Annotated in this window: 20 protein-coding genes and 1 pseudogene; 9 read left to right on the top strand and 12 right to left on the bottom strand. The window is 69.9% G+C overall.

The window, feature by feature from the left end; genetic code table 11:
• Window positions 1-41: 41 nt before the first annotated feature.
• Window positions 42-518, top strand: a pseudogene (gene moaC / locus ACWJI7_RS10915) (cyclic pyranopterin monophosphate synthase MoaC); the annotation flags it as partial.
• A 30-nt stretch (window positions 519-548) separates the two neighbouring features.
• Entirely contained in the window at window positions 549-1,802 is a 1,254-nt protein-coding gene (locus ACWJI7_RS10910) for a molybdopterin molybdotransferase MoeA (RefSeq protein WP_479938003.1), read from the top strand.
• A gap of 22 nt (window positions 1,803-1,824) precedes the next feature.
• Here ACWJI7_RS10910 and ACWJI7_RS10905 read toward each other — a convergent pair whose 3' ends face one another.
• From ACWJI7_RS10905 to ACWJI7_RS10885, 5 genes are all read right to left on the bottom strand, one after another.
• Complete coding sequence (locus ACWJI7_RS10905; RefSeq protein WP_479937903.1) at window positions 1,825-2,316, bottom strand: molybdopterin synthase catalytic subunit; 492 nt, start codon at window positions 2,314-2,316, stop codon at window positions 1,825-1,827.
• A complete protein-coding gene (locus ACWJI7_RS10900) occupies window positions 2,279-2,554 on the bottom strand; it encodes a MoaD/ThiS family protein (protein WP_479937901.1) in 276 nt (91 codons plus the stop codon). The genes ACWJI7_RS10905 and ACWJI7_RS10900 overlap by 38 nt, the downstream gene beginning before the upstream one ends.
• A 50-nt stretch (window positions 2,555-2,604) precedes the next feature.
• A complete protein-coding gene (locus ACWJI7_RS10895) occupies window positions 2,605-3,648 on the bottom strand; it encodes a class I SAM-dependent methyltransferase (RefSeq protein WP_479937899.1) in 1,044 nt (347 codons plus the stop codon).
• A 281-nt stretch (window positions 3,649-3,929) separates the two neighbouring features.
• Window positions 3,930-4,298 (bottom strand): AbrB family transcriptional regulator, encoded by a 369-nt coding sequence (locus ACWJI7_RS10890; RefSeq protein WP_479937898.1) that lies wholly within the window; start codon window positions 4,296-4,298, stop codon window positions 3,930-3,932.
• A 705-nt stretch (window positions 4,299-5,003) separates the two neighbouring features.
• Window positions 5,004-5,378 carry an AbrB family transcriptional regulator gene (locus ACWJI7_RS10885; RefSeq protein ID WP_479937896.1) on the bottom strand — a complete coding sequence of 125 codons (375 nt, stop codon included), beginning with the start codon at window positions 5,376-5,378 and terminating at the stop codon, window positions 5,004-5,006.
• 240 nt (window positions 5,379-5,618) lie between these two features.
• Here ACWJI7_RS10885 and ACWJI7_RS10880 point away from each other — a divergent pair, with 240 nt between their 5' ends.
• The 7 genes from ACWJI7_RS10880 (at window position 5,619) to ACWJI7_RS10850 (ending at window position 10,767) form a co-directional block, all read left to right on the top strand.
• The gene (locus ACWJI7_RS10880; protein WP_479937894.1) at window positions 5,619-6,506 is read left to right on the top strand and encodes a GNAT family N-acetyltransferase; all 888 of its coding nucleotides are present in this window, start codon (window positions 5,619-5,621) and stop codon (window positions 6,504-6,506) included.
• 33 nt (window positions 6,507-6,539) lie between these two features.
• Window positions 6,540-7,451, top strand: coding sequence for an ion channel (locus ACWJI7_RS10875; protein WP_479937892.1), 912 nt, complete (start codon window positions 6,540-6,542; stop codon window positions 7,449-7,451).
• Window positions 7,417-7,845 (top strand): thiol-disulfide oxidoreductase DCC family protein, encoded by a 429-nt coding sequence (locus tag ACWJI7_RS10870; protein ID WP_479938002.1) that lies wholly within the window; start codon window positions 7,417-7,419, stop codon window positions 7,843-7,845. The genes ACWJI7_RS10875 and ACWJI7_RS10870 overlap by 35 nt, the downstream gene beginning before the upstream one ends.
• Window positions 7,846-7,871: 26 nt before the next feature.
• Window positions 7,872-8,294, top strand: coding sequence for a hypothetical protein (locus ACWJI7_RS10865; protein WP_479937890.1), 423 nt, complete (start codon window positions 7,872-7,874; stop codon window positions 8,292-8,294).
• Window positions 8,295-9,245, top strand: coding sequence for a gamma-glutamylcyclotransferase family protein (locus ACWJI7_RS10860; protein WP_479937888.1), 951 nt, complete (start codon window positions 8,295-8,297; stop codon window positions 9,243-9,245).
• A gap of 428 nt (window positions 9,246-9,673) precedes the next feature.
• The gene (locus tag ACWJI7_RS10855) at window positions 9,674-9,865 is read left to right on the top strand and encodes a hypothetical protein (RefSeq protein WP_479937887.1); all 192 of its coding nucleotides are present in this window, start codon (window positions 9,674-9,676) and stop codon (window positions 9,863-9,865) included.
• A gap of 44 nt (window positions 9,866-9,909) precedes the next feature.
• Entirely contained in the window at window positions 9,910-10,767 is an 858-nt protein-coding gene (locus ACWJI7_RS10850; RefSeq protein WP_479937886.1) for a sugar phosphate isomerase/epimerase family protein, read from the top strand.
• Here the strand turns inward: ACWJI7_RS10850 and ACWJI7_RS10845 are convergent.
• From ACWJI7_RS10845 to ACWJI7_RS10815, 7 genes are all read right to left on the bottom strand, one after another.
• Complete coding sequence (locus tag ACWJI7_RS10845) at window positions 10,703-11,818, bottom strand: aromatic ring-hydroxylating oxygenase subunit alpha (protein ID WP_479937885.1); 1,116 nt, start codon at window positions 11,816-11,818, stop codon at window positions 10,703-10,705. The two genes, ACWJI7_RS10850 and ACWJI7_RS10845, sit on opposite strands and share 65 nt — an antisense overlap.
• Before the next feature lie 4 nt (window positions 11,819-11,822).
• The gene (locus ACWJI7_RS10840) at window positions 11,823-12,590 is read right to left on the bottom strand and encodes an ABC transporter ATP-binding protein (RefSeq protein WP_479937884.1); all 768 of its coding nucleotides are present in this window, start codon (window positions 12,588-12,590) and stop codon (window positions 11,823-11,825) included.
• Window position 12,591: 1 nt separating this feature from the next.
• Entirely contained in the window at window positions 12,592-13,368 is a 777-nt protein-coding gene (locus ACWJI7_RS10835) for an ABC transporter permease (protein WP_479937882.1), read from the bottom strand.
• 10 nt (window positions 13,369-13,378) lie between these two features.
• Entirely contained in the window at window positions 13,379-14,449 is a 1,071-nt protein-coding gene (locus tag ACWJI7_RS10830) for an ABC transporter substrate-binding protein (protein WP_479937880.1), read from the bottom strand.
• 75 nt (window positions 14,450-14,524) lie between these two features.
• The gene (gene glnT / locus ACWJI7_RS10825; RefSeq protein WP_479937878.1) at window positions 14,525-15,886 is read right to left on the bottom strand and encodes a type III glutamate--ammonia ligase; all 1,362 of its coding nucleotides are present in this window, start codon (window positions 15,884-15,886) and stop codon (window positions 14,525-14,527) included.
• Window positions 15,883-16,596: a hydrogenase nickel incorporation protein HypB gene (hypB, locus tag ACWJI7_RS10820; RefSeq protein WP_479937877.1), complete on the bottom strand. Its 714-nt coding sequence runs from the start codon at window positions 16,594-16,596 to the stop codon at window positions 15,883-15,885. The genes glnT and hypB overlap by 4 nt, the downstream gene beginning before the upstream one ends.
• Window positions 16,597-16,600: 4 nt before the next feature.
• Window positions 16,601-16,993, bottom strand: a complete 393-nt coding sequence (locus tag ACWJI7_RS10815; RefSeq protein ID WP_479937875.1) for a hydrogenase maturation nickel metallochaperone HypA/HybF — start codon at window positions 16,991-16,993, stop codon at window positions 16,601-16,603.
• Window positions 16,994-16,995 lie beyond the last annotated feature (2 nt).

Below are 16,995 nucleotides of genomic sequence, written 5' to 3'. Positions count from 1 at the left end.
CCCGCCAAGCTGGGTGGGACGTTCTGATCGGGGACACGCCGATGGCCGAGCCGGCCGGGGGATTGACCCACCTCAACGCCGCCGGCGAGGTGCACATGGTGGAGGTGGGGGATCGCCCGGCCACCGACCGCCGTGCCGTGGCTGAGGGGTTCCTCACCATGGACCCTGCGGTGCTGGCCCTGGTGCTCGAGGGGCGCGCCCCCAAGGGGGATGTGCTGGCCGTGGCGCGGGTGGCGGCGATCCAGGGGGCGAAGCGCACCTGGGAGCTGATCCCCCTCTGCCATCCGATCGGGCTCACGGGTCTGGAGGTGACGATCGGCCCCAGCGCCGATGGCCGCGGACTGCGCCTCGAGGCGGCGGCCCGCACCACGGGCCCCACCGGCGTGGAGATGGAAGCGCTCACCGCAGTCCAGGTGGGGCTGCTCACCCTCTACGACATGGTCAAGTCGGCCGATCCGGCCATGACCATCGGGCCGGTGCGCCTGCTGGCCAAGACCGGGGGCCGCGGCGGCCCCTGGAGCCATCCCGCCGTGGCACCTCCTGCCCCCCTGCCCGCAGCCCAGCCCCGCTCCGACCCCTTCCCCGCCGAAGGTCTGCCGCTGGTGCAGGCCCGCGAGCGGGTGCTGGCCGCCCTCACCCCGCTGGCCGGCCAGGAGTGGCTGCCCCTGGAGCGGGCCCTGGGCCGGGTCAGCGGGGAGCCTGTCCTGGCCCCGGCCGCGGTGCCGGGCTTCCCGGCTTCGATCCTGGATGGCTACGCCATTGCGGACGTGGAGATTCCCCAGGCCGGTCGCCACTGGCCCGTGGTGGGCCGCTCGGCCCCCGGGGCACCCCACCATGGTCCCCTGCTGGCCGGTGAAGCGATCCGCATCCTCACCGGCGCGCCGCTGCCGGCCGGGGCAACACGGGTGCTGCCCCAGGAGCTGGTGGCGTTGATGGAGGCACGGATCCAGCTGCGCAGCGACGCCGGAGCGCAATCCTGGATCCGGGCCGACGACGAGGAGACAGCCGCCGGGGCCGAGCTGCTGGCGGCGGGACGACGGCTCGGACCCGCCGACCTGGGCCGGCTGGCCAGCTGCGGGGTGGCGGAGCTGGCGGTGCGGCCCCGGCCCCGGATCGGGCTGCTGATCAGCGGGGATGAGCTGGTGCCGGCCGGAGCGGTCCGCGGGCCGGGGCAGATCTGGGAAAGCAATGGCCTGTTGCTGGCGGCCCTCCTGGAGCGGCTGGGGCTGCCGGTGACCCGAAGGCAGGTGGTGGCCGATGATCCCGAACGGCTGCGCGCCGCCCTGACCGAACTGGCCAGCGCTTGCGATGTGGTGGTAAGCACGGGAGGGGTCTCCGCCGGCGACACCGACTGGATTCGCCCCCTGTTGGCGGACCTGGGGCAGGTGGGTTTCTGGAAGCTGTTTCTCAAGCCCGGCCGACCCTTCGCGTTCGGAAGCCTGGGCGGCCGGCCGTTCTTCGGCCTGCCCGGTAACCCGGTGGCCGCAGCGATCACCGCCCTGCAGCTGCTCTGGCCGGCCCTGCAGAAGCTGGAGGGAGGCCCCCAGGATCCATGGCCGCGGCTGCAGGTGCGTCTGGCGGCGGAGCTGCGCCGCGGCGCGGGTCGGCCCGAGCTGGCCCGCGGGCGGCTGCGGGTGGGCCTGGAGGGGGAGCTGCTGGCGGAGGTGGCGGGCAGTCAGGCCTCATCCCGGATCGGCTCACTCCAGGGGGCAGACCTGCTGTTGGAGATCCCGGCGGAGCTGGGGACACTGCCGGCGGGCACGGCGCTCTGGGCCCAGCTGCTGCGTCCCAGTCTGTTCTGATCCCCGGCTGGGGCTGGGCCGCTCAGAAGCGGGTGTTGCCCTGCAGCCAGCGACCCTCGCCACCGCTCCACTCCCGTTTCCAGAAGGGAGCGTCGTGCTTGAGGGCCTCCAGCAATTCCTGGCAACCCCGCTGGGCGGGGCCGCGCCGGTCGGCGGCCGCGGCCACCAGCACGATCGTTTCCCCCGGCAGCACCCGGCCGACGCGGTGGTCGACCCGCAGGCCCCGCAGCCCGTGACGCGTGGCGATCGCCGTAGCCAGGCCCTCGATCTGGGCCTCGGTCATACCCGGATAGTGCTCCAGCTCGAGGGCATCGAGGGGTGTCCCGGCAGCGGTGACGCCGCGGACCCGGCCGATGAAGTGAGCTTCAGCCGCCGGGGGTGGTCCCGGGATGGCGAGGGCGGCTTGCCACTCGGCCAGGGCCTCGAGCGGATCGAAGGGAGTGAGCCGAAGCCGTAGCACCAGGGGGGGCACCGGCTCAGCCCCCGCTGATGGGCGGGAGGAAGGCCACCTCATCCCCGGGCCGAAGGGGCTGGTGCAGGGAAGCGAAGGCCCGGTTCACCGCCACCCGCACCGGGACCGGCGGTTCCCCCTCGGGGGAGACCTCCCCCAGGTCCAGCTGCCGCCACAGACCAGCCGGGGTGAGGAGGGCCCCAGCACCGCCCAGGGGCACGCAGCGCTCCGTCCAGCCGGCGCGTTCCCGCAGGGAGGCGAACAGCCGCACCGTGACGGTGACCTCCGGGGTGGCAGGCATCGGGGACGGGAGCTCGGACATCGGGGGAGTGGGCACGATGGCGGAAGGACTCAGCGGCTGGCGACCATCACCCGGTGGCGATGGTCGCAGGCAACCCGTCGAACGCCGTGGAGGCCGGCGCCGGTGAGGGCCGCAGCCATGTCGAGGCGGAAGTAGTCCTCCAGGTAGGGCTCCGTGCTCTTGAGCAGGGTGGCCAGCGGGGGTGGCATGGCCCGGATCACCGCCGATTGAGGATCCTGGTCCACCAGCGCCAGAACCCCTCCGGGACGCAGCAGCCGCCACGCCTCGCGCAGGACGGCGTGGGTGGCCTGCGAGGGCAGCTCGTGACAGACGAACTGCAGGGTGATCAGATCGAAGCTGGCCTCCGGCAGACCGGTGGCTTCGGCGGCGGCGTGATGCCAGGCCCGGATCCGGCCGGCCGTGTCACGCACCCTGGCCACGGCAAGCATCTCGGCCGAGAGATCCAGGCCACTCACCTCCGTCGGCGCACCACGGCCATCGAGCCAGTCCTTCAGCGCCAGGGTGCCGACCCCCACCGAGCACCCGATGTCGAGCGCCTGACGCACCGGCCCGCCCAGGTTCGGTTCGACGGCGGCGAAGATCGCCTCCCGCAACCGTTGCTGGGCCTGCTCGGGGGTGAGCGCCTCCTTCGGCCAGAGCCGGAGGGCCACCGAGGCGGTGGCCTGCTCCGCCTCGGTGGCGGCCTCCCAGCAGAGGTTGCCGGCGGGGTAGGCGTGGAACGGAGCGCGGTAATAGGCGGGAATGGCGACCGCCCTATCGGTGCCGGCCGCCAGCAGCGGCTTCGCCCGGCGGCGCAGCTCCTCGCGACGGGCGCGCCAGGGGATCCCCCGCGACTCGGCGGTGCGGATCATCAGCCGACGGGCCTGCCACACCAGCAGCCTTCTCAGCGGCTCCACGGCCAGGATCGTCTGGATCAACCCCCCCAGAAGGGTGCGGTCGTCCACCCAGTTGGGCGGAACCCCAGCGGCCACTTCACCGCCGGCGGACGGAGCGGCGATCGCAGGGGAGGAGGAGCGGGACATCGCGGCCGGCTGATCAGCGGAGAGGGTGCCGTCGCCGGAACCGACGCCCATCCTGGCGGCTGGGCTCCGAAGCCAGGCAGCCGTCGACGGGCCGCGACCCCCCGCTCACGAGAAGGCCGTGAGCATCAGCTGAATCAGGGTGAAGCCCGCCAGACAGGTGGCGGCCAGCAGGGGGATGGTATGGAGCACGATCCTTCCGGCGCCGTTCCAGGGTTCTAATCCGTCCCACCGAGTCCCCAATCCCGGCGTGGCCCGAGGTGTGCAAGCGCGCAAACACATCTCTTCATCTGCTGGAGCCGCCCGGGGGTGCGGCTCCAGCCGGTACCGACGACTCAGTCCTCGTCATCGGCGCCGCCCACGGGCACCAGGCGGATCTGCTTGCGGCCGAGCTTGATCTCGAACTCGTCACCCGGCTGGAGGTCAAGCATGGCGGTGTAGGCCTTGCCCACCAGGAGATTGCCGTTGAACTGCACCTTGGTGGCATAGCTGAGCTTGCGACCCCCTTTGCCCAAACCGCGTCCGGAGCCATCGCCCAGATTCACGCCCTTGGCCTCCAGTAGCGCCTCATAGAAGGCTGTGAAGTTCAGGCGCTCGGAGCCGTCCTTCTTGCTGCTCACATATCCGCAGGAGCGCACCAGATCGCTTTTGCTGGCGTCGCCGAGTTCTTTGACTTTTGCGAGCAGATCAGGACCAGTCAGCATGGTGTTTCTGTTGAACGTTCCTTCCCAGGATAGCTCTTAAACGGACAACCCTCAACAGAAGTACAGCAAGACTGGATCTGGATCTGATGACAACCTATGTACGCCCTTCCGCCTGGGGTCGCTAGACACCAGAGGCCTAGGGGAGTCGACCCGTCGAGTGGGTCAGACCGGCGGCCTTCACGTGGGACGAAGAACGATCTCAGGCCCGTTCACGCTGCCGCAGACAGCCAACTTCTCGCCAGACGCAGAGATTTCCAGGCTGTCTCATCCGGTGAGCTCCAGACGCCAGCCAGACCAGACAGCGCGGGCACCCGCCACCCATGATCCCCACAGGATCCAAAACGCTGAGGCTTGGTCCAAACCAAACTCACCGGTCCTCAACCTCACGGAACACCGCAACATCCAGCGGCGCCGTTCCAGCGGCCCCATGGCCAGGCGCGCGGCCCTCGGCCATGGGGCCGCTGGTGCCGGCCCGGACTGCTGGGTGTGATCGACCGGATCAATCTCGACCCAGCCCAGCCGGCCTCCAGCGACCTCGCGACGCCGAAGCCGAATGATGTCCCGTCACCGCAGCGGGCCGCACCGGGGCCCAGCCCGGCGGGAGCGGGCCTGGAGATCGACGGGTCCCCAACCGACCACCGGAGATCCCCAGGACGAACTTGCCGACTCCCGGGCCGGAGGCCTTGGCCTGAAAGCCGGCCCGGATCAGTCCTCATCATCCTCGCCGCCCACGGGCACCAGGCGGATCTGCTTACGGCCGAGCTTGATCTGGAATTCGTCACCCGGCTGGAGGTCGAGAAGGGCCGTGTAGGCCTTGCCCACCAGGAGATTGCCATTGAACTGAACCTTGGTGGTGAAACTGAGCTTCCGGCCACCCTTCCCAGAACCCGCCAGGGCGCCGGATCCGGAGCCGAAATTGACACCTTTCGCCTCCAGCAGGGCCTCATAGAAAGCTGTAAAGTTCAGACGCTCAACGCCGTCATTCTTCGCACTCACGTAACCGCAACCACGAACCAGCTCAGACTTGGAAGCCTCTCCCAGCTCCTTGACCCTGGCCAGCAGATCAGCTCCGGTGAGCATGGCACATTCTTGACGTAATTGCGCAATCCTAGCAATCGGGGAGATGATTCCGCCGCTGCAACCTCCTGAACGTGGCTGGAAGAGAGACGGCGTTGCCGATCACACCTATCGGCCCTTCATGCCGAGACCACCCATGCAGCGCCTGTCGAGCGTCGCCGCTCCCGGACCGGAACACCCCGACGGCCGCCATGCCATCGACGCCTGGGGGAAGATGACCCGCAAGCGAGTGCGGCCGCCTGGATGGACGCCTTCACGATCCGGCCGTTGGCCGATCACGACCTGCCCACGGTCACCGAATGGGCCCGTCAGGAAGGATTCTGTCCGGGCAGCGGCGACGCCGGGGTCTTTCACCACACCGATTCTCAGGGGCTCTGGGTGGGTTGCCTCGATGGAGAGCCGGTGGGCTGCATCGCCGGAGTCCGCTATGACGCCCGCTACGGATTCATCGGGCTGTTCCTGGTGCGACCGGCTTTCCGGGGACGGGGCTTCGGCGTGGCCCTCTGGCGGCAGGCCCTCGCCCATCTGGGAGATGTGGCCTGCATCGGCCTGGAAGCCGCACCGGATCGGTTAACGGATTATGCGGGCTGGGGATTCGTGCCCGCCTACGACACCCTCCGCTGGCGCCTGCCCGCCGCGATCAGGCCCCGCTGCGCTGCCGTCGAGCTCCCACCGGGCCATGACCTGGTCGCTGGCACGGCCGTAGGCCCATCCCTGGTGGAGGCCTATGACGCCCGTCATGGGGCCGTGCCGCGGCCGCTGTTCCTGGCGGAGTGGCTGGGCCAGCCCGTGGGGGACGTGAGTGTGGTCCGCGATGACCTGGGCTGCTGCCGTGGCTTCGGCCGCATCCGCCCCTGTCTGCTGCCCGATGGGGCCGGTGACAGCGGTTGGCGTCTCGGTCCCTTGCTGGCGGATGGGGCCGGCCTGGCCGGGGCCCTGCTCGACCGGCTCTGCTCCGATCGGGTCGGGCCGGTGCTGATCGACGCGCCGGAGGCCCATCCCCGCGCCCATCGCCTGCTGGAGGAACGGGGTTTCCTGGTGGTCGGACGGACGGTCCGGATGTACCGCGGTGCCCCTCCGGCCCTGCCGCTCCAGGATGTCTACGGTCTCGCCTGCCTGGAGCTGGGCTGAGATGCCTCGGTCGGCCCACCTCCCACTGCTGCCATGAACGCCCGCGAGATCCGCCGCCGGACATCCCGCCAGCTGCGGCCCGTACGACTGAGGCGCCAGAACGGCGTGATCCGTGCCGCCGACATCGATGGTCTGCTGAGCCAGTGGCGGGAGCCCTATCGGCTGATGCTCTCGATCCCCTGGCCGGGCTTCCTCCTGGTGATCGCCCTGGCCTATCTGGGCACCAACGGGGTCTTCGCCCTTCTCTATCTCACGGATCCGGCGGGGATCGGCGGAGTCCCGCCCCCCCGGGTGGCCGGCTTCCCGGAGGCCTTCTTCTTCAGCGTCCAGACCCTCGGGTCGATCGGCTACGGGGTGCTCCACCCCCTCTCCCTGACCGTGAACCTGCTGGTGACGCTGCAGGCCTTCGTGAGCCTGGTGTTCGTGGCGGTGACCACCGGGCTGGTGTTCGCCCGCTTCTCCCGCAGCCGGGCGGAGATCCGCTTCAGCGAGGTGGCCACGATCCAGAGCTGGAACGGCGAACCCTGCCTCACCTTCCGGGTCGCCAACGTGCACCACACCAGCATCGTGGGGGCCCATCTGCACGCCTATCTGGCCATCGACGAGCGCAGCACCGAGGGGGAGCCGATGCGCCGCCTGCGGCCGCTTCCGCTGGTACGGGACCATTCCTTCCAGTTCCAGCTGATGTGGACGGCGATGCATCCGATCGGTGCGGACAGCCCCCTGCATGGCCTGGACCTCGAGGCCCTCGAGCGGGCGCATGGCGAAGTGCTCGTCTCTTTCGAGGGCCTGGATGAACGGGTGCGCAGCCCCGTCCACGCCCGGGCCAGCTACGGGTCCTCCCAGCTGCGTTTCGACCATGTCTTCGTCGATATCGTGCAGGAGGACGAGAGGGACTTCCGCCTGCTTGATTTCAGCCGCTTCGACGACACCCGACCCCGCTGAGGCCCCCAGGCCAGCCCCGCTCCGCCTCGTCTACGACGGGGGCTGTCCGTTCTGCCGCCACTTCGCCCTCACCTGCGAGCTGCGCGGTGGGCTGGGCGGACTGGAGATCGTTGACGGCCGCGCCGAAGCGGGGCTGCGCCGGGCCTTGAACCAACGGGGCTACGATCTGGCCGAAGGCGCCGTGCTGATCGAGGGTGACCGCCTCTGGCACGGGGCGGATGCCATCGCACGGTTGTGCGCCCAGCTGCGTCCCAGCCCCGGCCTGCTGGCTCTGCTGGCGGCGGTGTTCGGCAGCCCGGCTCGCAGCCGCCGCCTCTACCCCCTGCTGCTGGCCCTGCGCCAGGGGGCCCTGGCCCTGAAGGGGCTGCCGGTGGACCCCGACAGCCAGCCCTAGGCTCCGATCAGCGCCAGCGCCGAACGATGAGTTACCTGCGCGAGATCATGGGCCGACTGCGGGAGCGGGCCGCCACCGCGCCGGCCGAAGCCTCCCCGCTCCCCGCTCCGGGCGAGGGAACGGCAGCGCACCTGGGCGCCTACCGCGAGACCCTGCGCGGCTGTGGGGACGCGATGCTCCGCTACGAGTGGGCCTGGCTCGCCGATCATCTCTCCAGCCTGAGGCTCTCCCTGGGCCATGAGGTCATGCGCCAGACCCTGGGGGGCCGCGGCCATGTGGACCAGCTGCTGCGGGAAGCGGACGCCTTCCAGGCGGAACTGGCGCGCGAAATGCGGGACCGGCGGCTGAAGCCCTCCAGCCGCACGGCGCCGCTGGTGCCCCAGGAGCATGCCTGGGAGCTGAGCGACCCGGCCGTGCGACGGGCCTGGGGCATCGAGACGCCGACCTGAATGCCTGAGGTCTTCGTCTACGGCACCCTCAAACGGGGGGAGGCGAACCACCACTGGCTCCGCGGCGCCCGATTCCTGGGTCGTCGCCGGCTGGTTGGTGCCCGCCTTCACGATCTGGGTCCCTACCCGATGGCGATTCCGGTGGACGCGGCCGAAGCCGGTCCCCAGGACCAGGGGACTCCAGCGGACCCCCTGGTCCACGGCGAGCTGTACGGAGTGGGCCGGGCCGACCTGGCCTGGCTGGACGGCCTGGAAGATGTGCCCAGGGAGTACCGGCGGCTGCGGCGGCGCCTCAGCGACGGGCAGCGGGCCTGGGTGTATCTGGGGCGGCCGGAGCAGGTGCGGGGACACCCCCTGGTGCCCTTCGCCGACTGGGGCAGCACTCCGGTGTTCAGCTATGGATCGAACCTCTGCCCCGACCAGTTGCGCCACCGTTGTGCCGACTGGGATGGCTCCGGCCTGGTGGTCCGGCTAGAGGGATGGCGCTGGGGGATCTGCAAGATCCTATCCGGCCAAGACCCTGCCGGGACCCAACCCGAAGGCGCCGCCGGGATCCAGCCCGATCCTGGCACCCACTGCTGGGGGGTGATCCACCACCTCCGTCCTGCCGATCGGGGCAGGATCGACCGGCACGAAGGGGTGGCTCTGGGGCACTACCGGCGGATCAGCGTGGCGGTGACCACCGAGCAGGGGGAACGATTCGAAGCCTTGACCTACGCCCCGTCGGCCGCGTGGAGCGCGCCAGGACTGCGGAGCGGAGAACCCTACGCTCAGCGCATTCTGGCCGGACTGGCGCATTGGCCGTTCCCGGAGGAATGGAGACGCACCCTGGCGGAGCACCTGGGGCCCGCCATGATCGGCGGAATCCGATCCGCTCGGCCGATTGATGACAGCCCCGGTGCGTCCGTCTCGACAGCGATCTGCCCAGACTTGAGCAGCCGTCCGCACTGATCGTCGGGGCCCTGAGCGCCGGCGTGGGTCCCAAGGCAGGGATCGTCCACCCACCCCTGCCATCGTTCCGGAAGACCCTGGCAACACTCGCCGGAGAATCGGCCGCCCCAGCGCCTTCTGCGGGATCCGCACCGTGGGGACCCCACTGGATCTCACCCGAGACAGGGGTGGTGCTGGCTGGGGCTCTACCAAGTGGGCGCGTTGCCATCAGATCCTCCTCGATCTCACTCCATCGGAGTCCGTCGCGGCCTCCAGCCTCGACCGGCTGTGGCAGGCCTTCCTCCAGGGCTGCGGTCCGCATCTGGGGCCGGTGGGCCTGGAGCTGGCGAGGCCGGGGCGGTCTGCCGGGTATCCGCCCCGGCCCCCCGAACGGGCCTCGGTACGCTGGAGCCGTCCCTCTCGACCCGGCCGGTCCAGGAGTGAGAACCATGCTCACTGCGAAACGGAATGCGCGCCCCCGGACCCCTCGCCAGCAGGCGCTGCTCCTCTCCCTGCAGCAGCGGATCGCCGCGGCCCGGGGCCGTGAGGATGCCGACACCATCCACGCCCTGTTCCGCGAGGCGGTCTATCTGGGGATCCAGCCGAAGTTCCTCGATCGCGACAGCGGCTCGGCCGGCTGATCGCTCCAGCGGATCAACCCTGCTCCACCCACCCCCCGGCACCCATGGATCTGGTGGTCCTCCAGAGCCTCTGGGGTTTCAACGGTGAGCTGAGGCAGGCGATCCGGCGCGCCCGCACCCACGGTTTCGATGGGCTGGAGGTGAACCTGGATCATCCGACACTGGCCCCCTGCGATCCCTCCCGCGTAAGTGAGGCCCTGGCCGATGCCCGCCTGGCCCTGATGCTGGAAGTCGTCACCGGTGGTGGCTACGTGCCCGACCTGGCCGCAGGCCCCGAAACCCATCTCAGCGAACTCACCGACCAGCTGGAGGCCTGCCGGGCTTTCCAGCCCCTGGGGGTGACGGTGATCACCGGCAGCGACAGCTGGAGCTGGTCGCAGCAGACCTGGTTCTGGGACCGGGCCCTGGAGCTGGCCACCGCCAGCCCCCTGCCGGTGACGTTCGAGACCCACCGCTCCCGCAGCCTCGCCGATCCCTGGCGCATCGGCGCCTGGCTGGAGCGCCATCCCCAGCTCCGCCTCACGGCCGACCTCAGCCACTGGTGCGTGGCCAGTGAACGGCTGATGACACCGGAGCTGGAGCCCGTGGCGGCCATCGCCGGGCGTGTCGATCACATCCACGCCCGGGTGGGCCATGCCCAGGGTCCCCAGGTGAGCCATCCGTTCGCCCCCGAGCACGCCGGTGCCCTGGCGGCCCATCGGGCCTGCTGGCAGCTGTTCGCCGAACGGGCCCGGCAGCGGGGCCTCCCCCGCCTCACGCTCACGCCGGAGTTCGGACCCGACGGCTATCTGCCCACCCTGCCGTTCACCGATCAGCCGGTGGCGGATCTGCTGGAGATCAACCAGGCCATGGCCGGCTGGCTGCGGCGGGAGCTCGGGAGTCCGGACCCACCTCCGCCATGAGGGCCGCATAGAGGGCCTGCTGATGCAGGATCCGCTGCTCCAGCCGGTGGGGCGGCCCGGGGTTCAGGCCACTGGCATAGCCCCGCTGGGCCGATTCCATCAGGGTCCGGTCCTCCTCCAGGAAACGCCGAAGCTCCTCCAGCCAGCCCTCGGCCCGATCCTGATGGGCGGGATCCCCCAGCAGCCACAGTTGCATCCGGCATTGGCCGGTCCCCAGGGGCTGGAACTGGATCCAGGCCAGGCGGTCGTCCGGCCAGAGCAGCAGGTGGGTCCAGGGGGGCAGGCCGAAGGTGAGAAACTCCGGGGCGGGCCCATCGGCTGCGCCGGAGGCGACCGGATTGGGGGTGGCCAACAGGTTGGCGTGGGCGCCGAACCGGTAGCGGTAGTGCCGCACCGGACCCTGGACCCGGTGCAGCGTGGTGGGGTGGGCGATCGCCACGTGGTAGTCATCCAGGGTGTTGTCGTGGGCGATCTTCCAGTTGCAGGCCAGCTGACGCTCCAGGCCGGCCAAGGGCCGCCGCGGCCGGGCCAGCCGCTCACCGGCCAGCTCCACCACCAGGTCGCATTGGCTCTCCAGGGGCAGGGGATCGGGCCCGATCGCCACCCAGAGCAGGCCCCCGAACGCCTGGCAGGGGAGGGATTCCAGGGGCCAGGCGCTCCGCTCGAAGGGATCGAGGAAATCCGCTTCGCGGGCCGCGGCCAGCAGCTCCCCCCGCAGGTCGTAGGTCCAGCCGTGGTACGGACAGACCAGCCGGCGGCGGCAGGCGGCCACCGCCAGCGGCGCTGGTCCGGACGGGGGCTCCAGGCCCACCCCGCGATGGGGGCATCGGTTGAGGAAAGCCCGCGGCCCCTCCCCGCTCTGGTGGGTGAGCAACACGGGCAGATCCAGTAGCTCGATCGCCAGCACCGAACCGGCCGGAAGGGCGGCGATGGCCGCCACGGCATGCCAGAAGCGGGGGGCGTACCGCTCCCGTTCATGGGCCGCCACCGCCGCGGAGCCGTAGAGCCCGGCGGTGAGGAAACGGTGGGGCGCCAGGTCGTGGGGAGTCACCGGCTCAGGCGGCGGCGGCGTTGAGACCCCGCAGGCAGGCGGCCAGATCCTCGCGCAGCTCCAGGAAGGGCCGGGACACCCGCAGATGGGCCAGATCCGAGCGGTCGAGCTGGGCGGCCACGCTGCGCACGATCCGACCCGGCCGCGGCGCCATGATGTGGACCCGCTGGGCGAGCAGCAGGGCCTCCTCCAGGTCGTGGGTGATCAGCAGGGCGGTGAGACCGGAACGCTCCCAGAGCTGGTAGAGAAACTCCTGCATCGATTCACGGATCTGCAGATCGAGGGCACCGAAGGGCTCATCCAGCAGGACCACCTGGGGATCGGCGGCCAGGGCCCTGGCGATGGCCACCCGTTGCTGCATCCCCCCCGAGAGCTCCTTGGGCAGGCGGCCGGCGGCGTCCTGCAGGCCGACCACCTCCAGGAAGTAGGCCGTGCGTTCCCGCACCAGAGCCCGGCGCAGCCCCTGCAGCTGCATGCCGAAGGCTACGTTCTGGGCGGCGGTCATCCAAGGGTAGAGGCTGTATTTCTGGAAGACCATGCCCCGGTCGGACCCTGGCCCCCGCACCGGCCGTCCATCCATGGTGATCACACCGCCACTGGGGCGCTCGAGGCCGGCGATCAGCCGCATCACCGTGGACTTGCCCGAGCCGGAGCTGCCCACCAGCGCCACGAACTGGCCGGAATCGATCTCGAAGCTGATGTCGTCCAGCACGAGCTTGGCAGCGCGGCCATGGCCGAACGACTTGCTGACGCCATTGACGGAGAGATGCATCTCAGCTGGCCCAGCGGCAGGATCGGCGCAGGAGGGCGCGGAAGCCCAGATCGATCAGCAGGCCGATCAGCCCGATCACGATCAGACCCACGAAGATGTCGTCGGTGCGCAGGAAGCGCTGGGCCAGACTGATGCGCTTGCCCAGCCCCTCGTTGGCCGCCACCAGCTCGGCCACGATCACCAGGTTCCAGGCCGAGGCCATGTTGATCCGGTACGCGTCGATCACCTGGGGGGCCACGAAGGGGGCCACTACCCGGGTGAGGATCGGCAGGCCGCGGCCGCCGAGGGTGAGCGCCGTTTCCAGCAGTTCGGCCGGCACGAACTTGACCGCATCCATGATCATCAGTGTGTTGAAGAAAAAGGTGCCGATGAAGATCAGCAGCACCTTCGGCAGTTCACCGAGACCGAAGTAGATGATCAGCAGGGGGATAAACGCCGGCGCCGGCATGTAGCGGATCAGCCCCAGCAGCGGCTCCAGCAGCCGGCAGATCAGTCGGCTGCTGCCCATGGCGATGCCCAGGGGCAGGGCCAGCACGGCGGAAAGGGCGAAGCCCAGGAAGACTCGCTGGATGCTGGCGAGGGCATCGGTGAGCAGGAGGCCGGAGCCAGCCTGGTCCCCGGCTGCCTCCAGCACCCCGGCGGGGCTGGGCAGAAACAGCGGATCGACCGTGCCGCTGACGCTGATCAGCTGCCAGAGCAGCAGCACGATCAGAATGCCGAGCGGACCCAGCAGCCAGGGGTTCTGGAGGGCCCGTTCCAGGTCTGGAGGCAGCCTCACTGCTCTCGCCTCACTTGGCGCCGTCGACGAATCGGGCGTCGAACAGGGTGGTGAGATCGGGCGGGTTCTCAGCCAGACCCACATCCTGCAGGAAGGTGCTGATCTCACCGGCGGCGAACGGCAGGGACGCCATGGTGTCCCCCGGCTTGAGGGCCTCGCGGTTCTGCTCAAGCGTGAAGATCGTGGTGCCGGCGTCGTACTCCGTGTACTCGGCCTCGGTGACCCCGGCCCGCTCGGCCATGATCGCCAGGCTGGGACCCGGGTTCGCCTGGATCTCGTCGAGGGTGGCGAACCAGGCGTTCACCACCATCTGGATCGCCTCGGGATTGTTCTCGACGAACTCGGCGTTGCAGACCAGGTGATCACTGATAGCACCCGGGAAGTCCTTGGAGGAGAACATGGTGGTGCTGCCCGAGCGCTTCAGGGCCTGGGTGGTGAAGGGAGCGAACACGCCGACCGCATCCACCTGACCGGCGACGAAGGCGGCCGCCGCCGCACCGGTCTCGAGCGGCACGAACTCGATGTCCTTTGCGGAGAGACCCGCTTGCTTGAGACCGAGCAGCAGCAGGTAGTGGTCGACGGTGCCTTCCTCGGCGGCCACCTTCTTGCCCTTGAGCTGCTCGATGCTGGTGATGCCATCGGCGGCGATGATCTGATCATTACCGGTCGAATTGTCGTTGGTCAGCACCACCCGCAGTTTCGCCCCGCCGGCGATCGAGCTGATCGTGTCACCGAGGGTCTGGCTGTTGCAGTCGAGCTGGCCGGCGTTGAGGGTGTTGATCGAATCGAGATAGCCGTCGAACCACTGCATGGTGACGGGAACTCCAGCCTGCTCGAACAGCCCTTTCTCTTCGGTGACCTTCCAGGGGAACCAGCCGGGCCAGGCGCTGTAGCCGATCCGCACCGGTGTGGCGCTCTGATCGGCAGGCGGCTGGGTCTGGCAGCTGGCCAGCAGGCCACCGCCGAGCAGGGCCACCAACAGCAGACTCACCTGCCGGCGCAGGCCCGGGCGCCGGCGGCCGGATGTCGATCGGCCCGGGGAGCCGGGCTGGGGGGACGTGGAACGGGAAGTTGGGCGCATGGTCATCGGATGGCTGGGGTGGGATGGATGGGGTCGTGGGCGGGGTCGGGACGGGTCCAGGGGAGCGGCGGCCCTTCAGAAGGCTTCGAGGTAGCGCCTCACCTCCCAGTCGGAGACATCGCCGTGGTAGTCGGCCCATTCGGCCCGCTTGAGCGAGACGAAGGACTCGAACATGGCCTCGCCGAACACCGATCGGGAGAGCGGATCGGCCGCGAACGCCTCGATTGCCTCGCCGAGGGTCCTCGGCAAGGTGTGCAGGCCCCGCTCCCTGCGCTGCTCGGCGCTGAGGCGGTAGGCGTTGGTCCGATTGGGCGGGCCGGGATCCAGCTCCTCGCGCACCCCTTCCAGGCCGGCGGCCAGGATCATGGCCGCCCCCAGGTAGGGGTTGGCGGAACTATCGGCGGCCCGGCATTCCACCCGGGCGCCGGCGGAGGGAATGCGCACCATGTTGGTGCGGTTGTTGTGGCCGTGGGAGAGGAACACCGGCGCCCAGGTGAAGCCGCTCATGCCGCCCCTGGCCACCAACCGCTTGTAGCTGTTCACGGTGGGGGCAATCGCGGCGCAGATCGCCGGGGCATGGCGGAGGATTCCGGCGACGAAGTGCTCGCCCAGGGGGGTGATCGTGCCGGGACGGCCGGTGGCGAAGAGATTGCGGCCGCTGTCGGCATCAGCCAGCGAGAGGTTGTAGTGGGCGCCGCTGCCGGTCCGATCTCCGAACGGCTTGGGCATGAAGCTGGCGATCAGCCCGTGGCGATGGCAGATCTCCCGGGCCATCAGCCGGAAGAAGGTGAGCCGGTCCGCCATCGTCATCGCTTCGGCATGGGCGAAGTCGATCTCGAACTGGCCGTTGCCGTCCTCGTGGTCGAAGGAATAGACCCCCCAGCCCAGCTCGTTCATCGCCCCCACCAGCTCCTCAAGCCAGTCGAGGTTGTCGAGCAGGCCGCTCAGGTCGTAGCAGGGCTTGTCGAGCCGATCGCGGCGGCTGGCGGGCACCAGGCGGCCGTCCTCGGTGCGGCGCACCACGTAGAACTCGGCTTCGATGCCGAGATCGAAGCGATAGCCCAGGCGGGCGGCTTCGGCCAGGGAGCGGCTGAGGATGGTGCGGCAGCAGGCCTCAAACGGTTCGCCATGGAGCTGCAGACTGCTGGCCAGCCAGACCACGTGGCGGCGCCAGGGCAGCACCGTGGCGGAGGCGGGATCGGGAACGGCCGCCACCTCGTCATCGCTGATGTCCTGGGGTACTCCATCGAGGGCCGCTCCGGTGAACAGCTCGGAGCCGGCCAGCATCGCCTCGAAGTGGTCAAGCGGCACCGCCTTGGCCTTGCAGGTGCCGTGCACGTCCACGAAGCTCGCCAGGGCGATGGTCACGCCGCGGCTGAGCAGATCGAGCTTGAGGTCCCCTCCGGAGGTGGGGGAGAGTGGGTGCAGGGTGGTCATGGGACCTCCGCCAGCGAAGGGGTCGCGGCCTCGCCCGCGAACGCGCGCACCTGATCGAGCAACCAGCGGTGCCAGACCCCCATGCCCTGGCCACTGCTGGCCGAGAGCTGGACGATGGCGGCTTCCGGGTTGACGGCGCGGATGTGGGCTTCGATGCGGCTCAGCTCCACCGGCAGATAGGGGAGCAGATCCACCTTGGTGATCAGCACGCAATCGGCCTCGCGGAACATCACTGGATACTTGAGCGGCTTGTCCTCGCCCTCGGTGACGCTGAGCAGGGCCACCTTGCGGTGCTCCCCCACCTCGAATTCGGCCGGGCAGACCAGATTGCCCACGTTCTCCACCCAGAGCAGATCGAGGGCGGCCGGGTTCAGCTGCGCCTGGAGCTGGCGCAGGCCGCCGCTCACCATCGCGGCATCGAGATGACAGGCCCGGCCGGTGGTGATCGGCACCACCGGCACACCGACGGCCTCGAGGCGCCGGGCGTCGAGCTGGGTGGTCATGTCACCCTCCAGCACCGCCATCGAAAGCTGCGGCGCGAGCGCCGTGATCGTGCGCTCCAGCAGGGAGGTCTTGCCGGCGCCGGGGCTGCTCATCACGTTGAGGCAGAGCAGCGTCCAGGCCTCGAACTGCTCGCGGTTGTGCTCGGCCTGGTGGCGGTTCGCGGCCATCAGGTTGAAGCCGAGGGTGTCGCTGAGGGGCAGGTGCATGGAATCAGCGCCGGGAAACGGCGGGGGCTTCGGGAGCCCGCTGGAGCAGGCTGTAATCGACGGAGCGGATGCGCAGCTCGCGGCCGCTGACGATCTCCTCCATGGGCCGGTCGCAGCAGGGGGAGCGGTAGGCCCGCTCCGGGTCGGGGCTGTACTCGCTGCTGCAACCCAGACAGCGGGCCCGCAGGGGAACGGTGTCGATCTCGAGCGTCGAGCCATCCAGCCAGGTGCCCTGGATGGCGGCGGCGAAGGTGAACCGCAGCGCCTCCGGCTCCACACAGGTGAACTCACCCACCTGCAGATGCACGGCCTCCACCACGGGGATCTGGGGCCCATGCCCCCGCTTCCACTCCTCCATCGAGAGCAGCAGGCAGCGGGTCATGTCGACTTCATGCATGA

Source organism: Cryptocyanus atlanticus LEGE 06306, from assembly GCF_056633155.1.
This window is presented reverse-complemented; position numbering and strand designations above follow the sequence as displayed.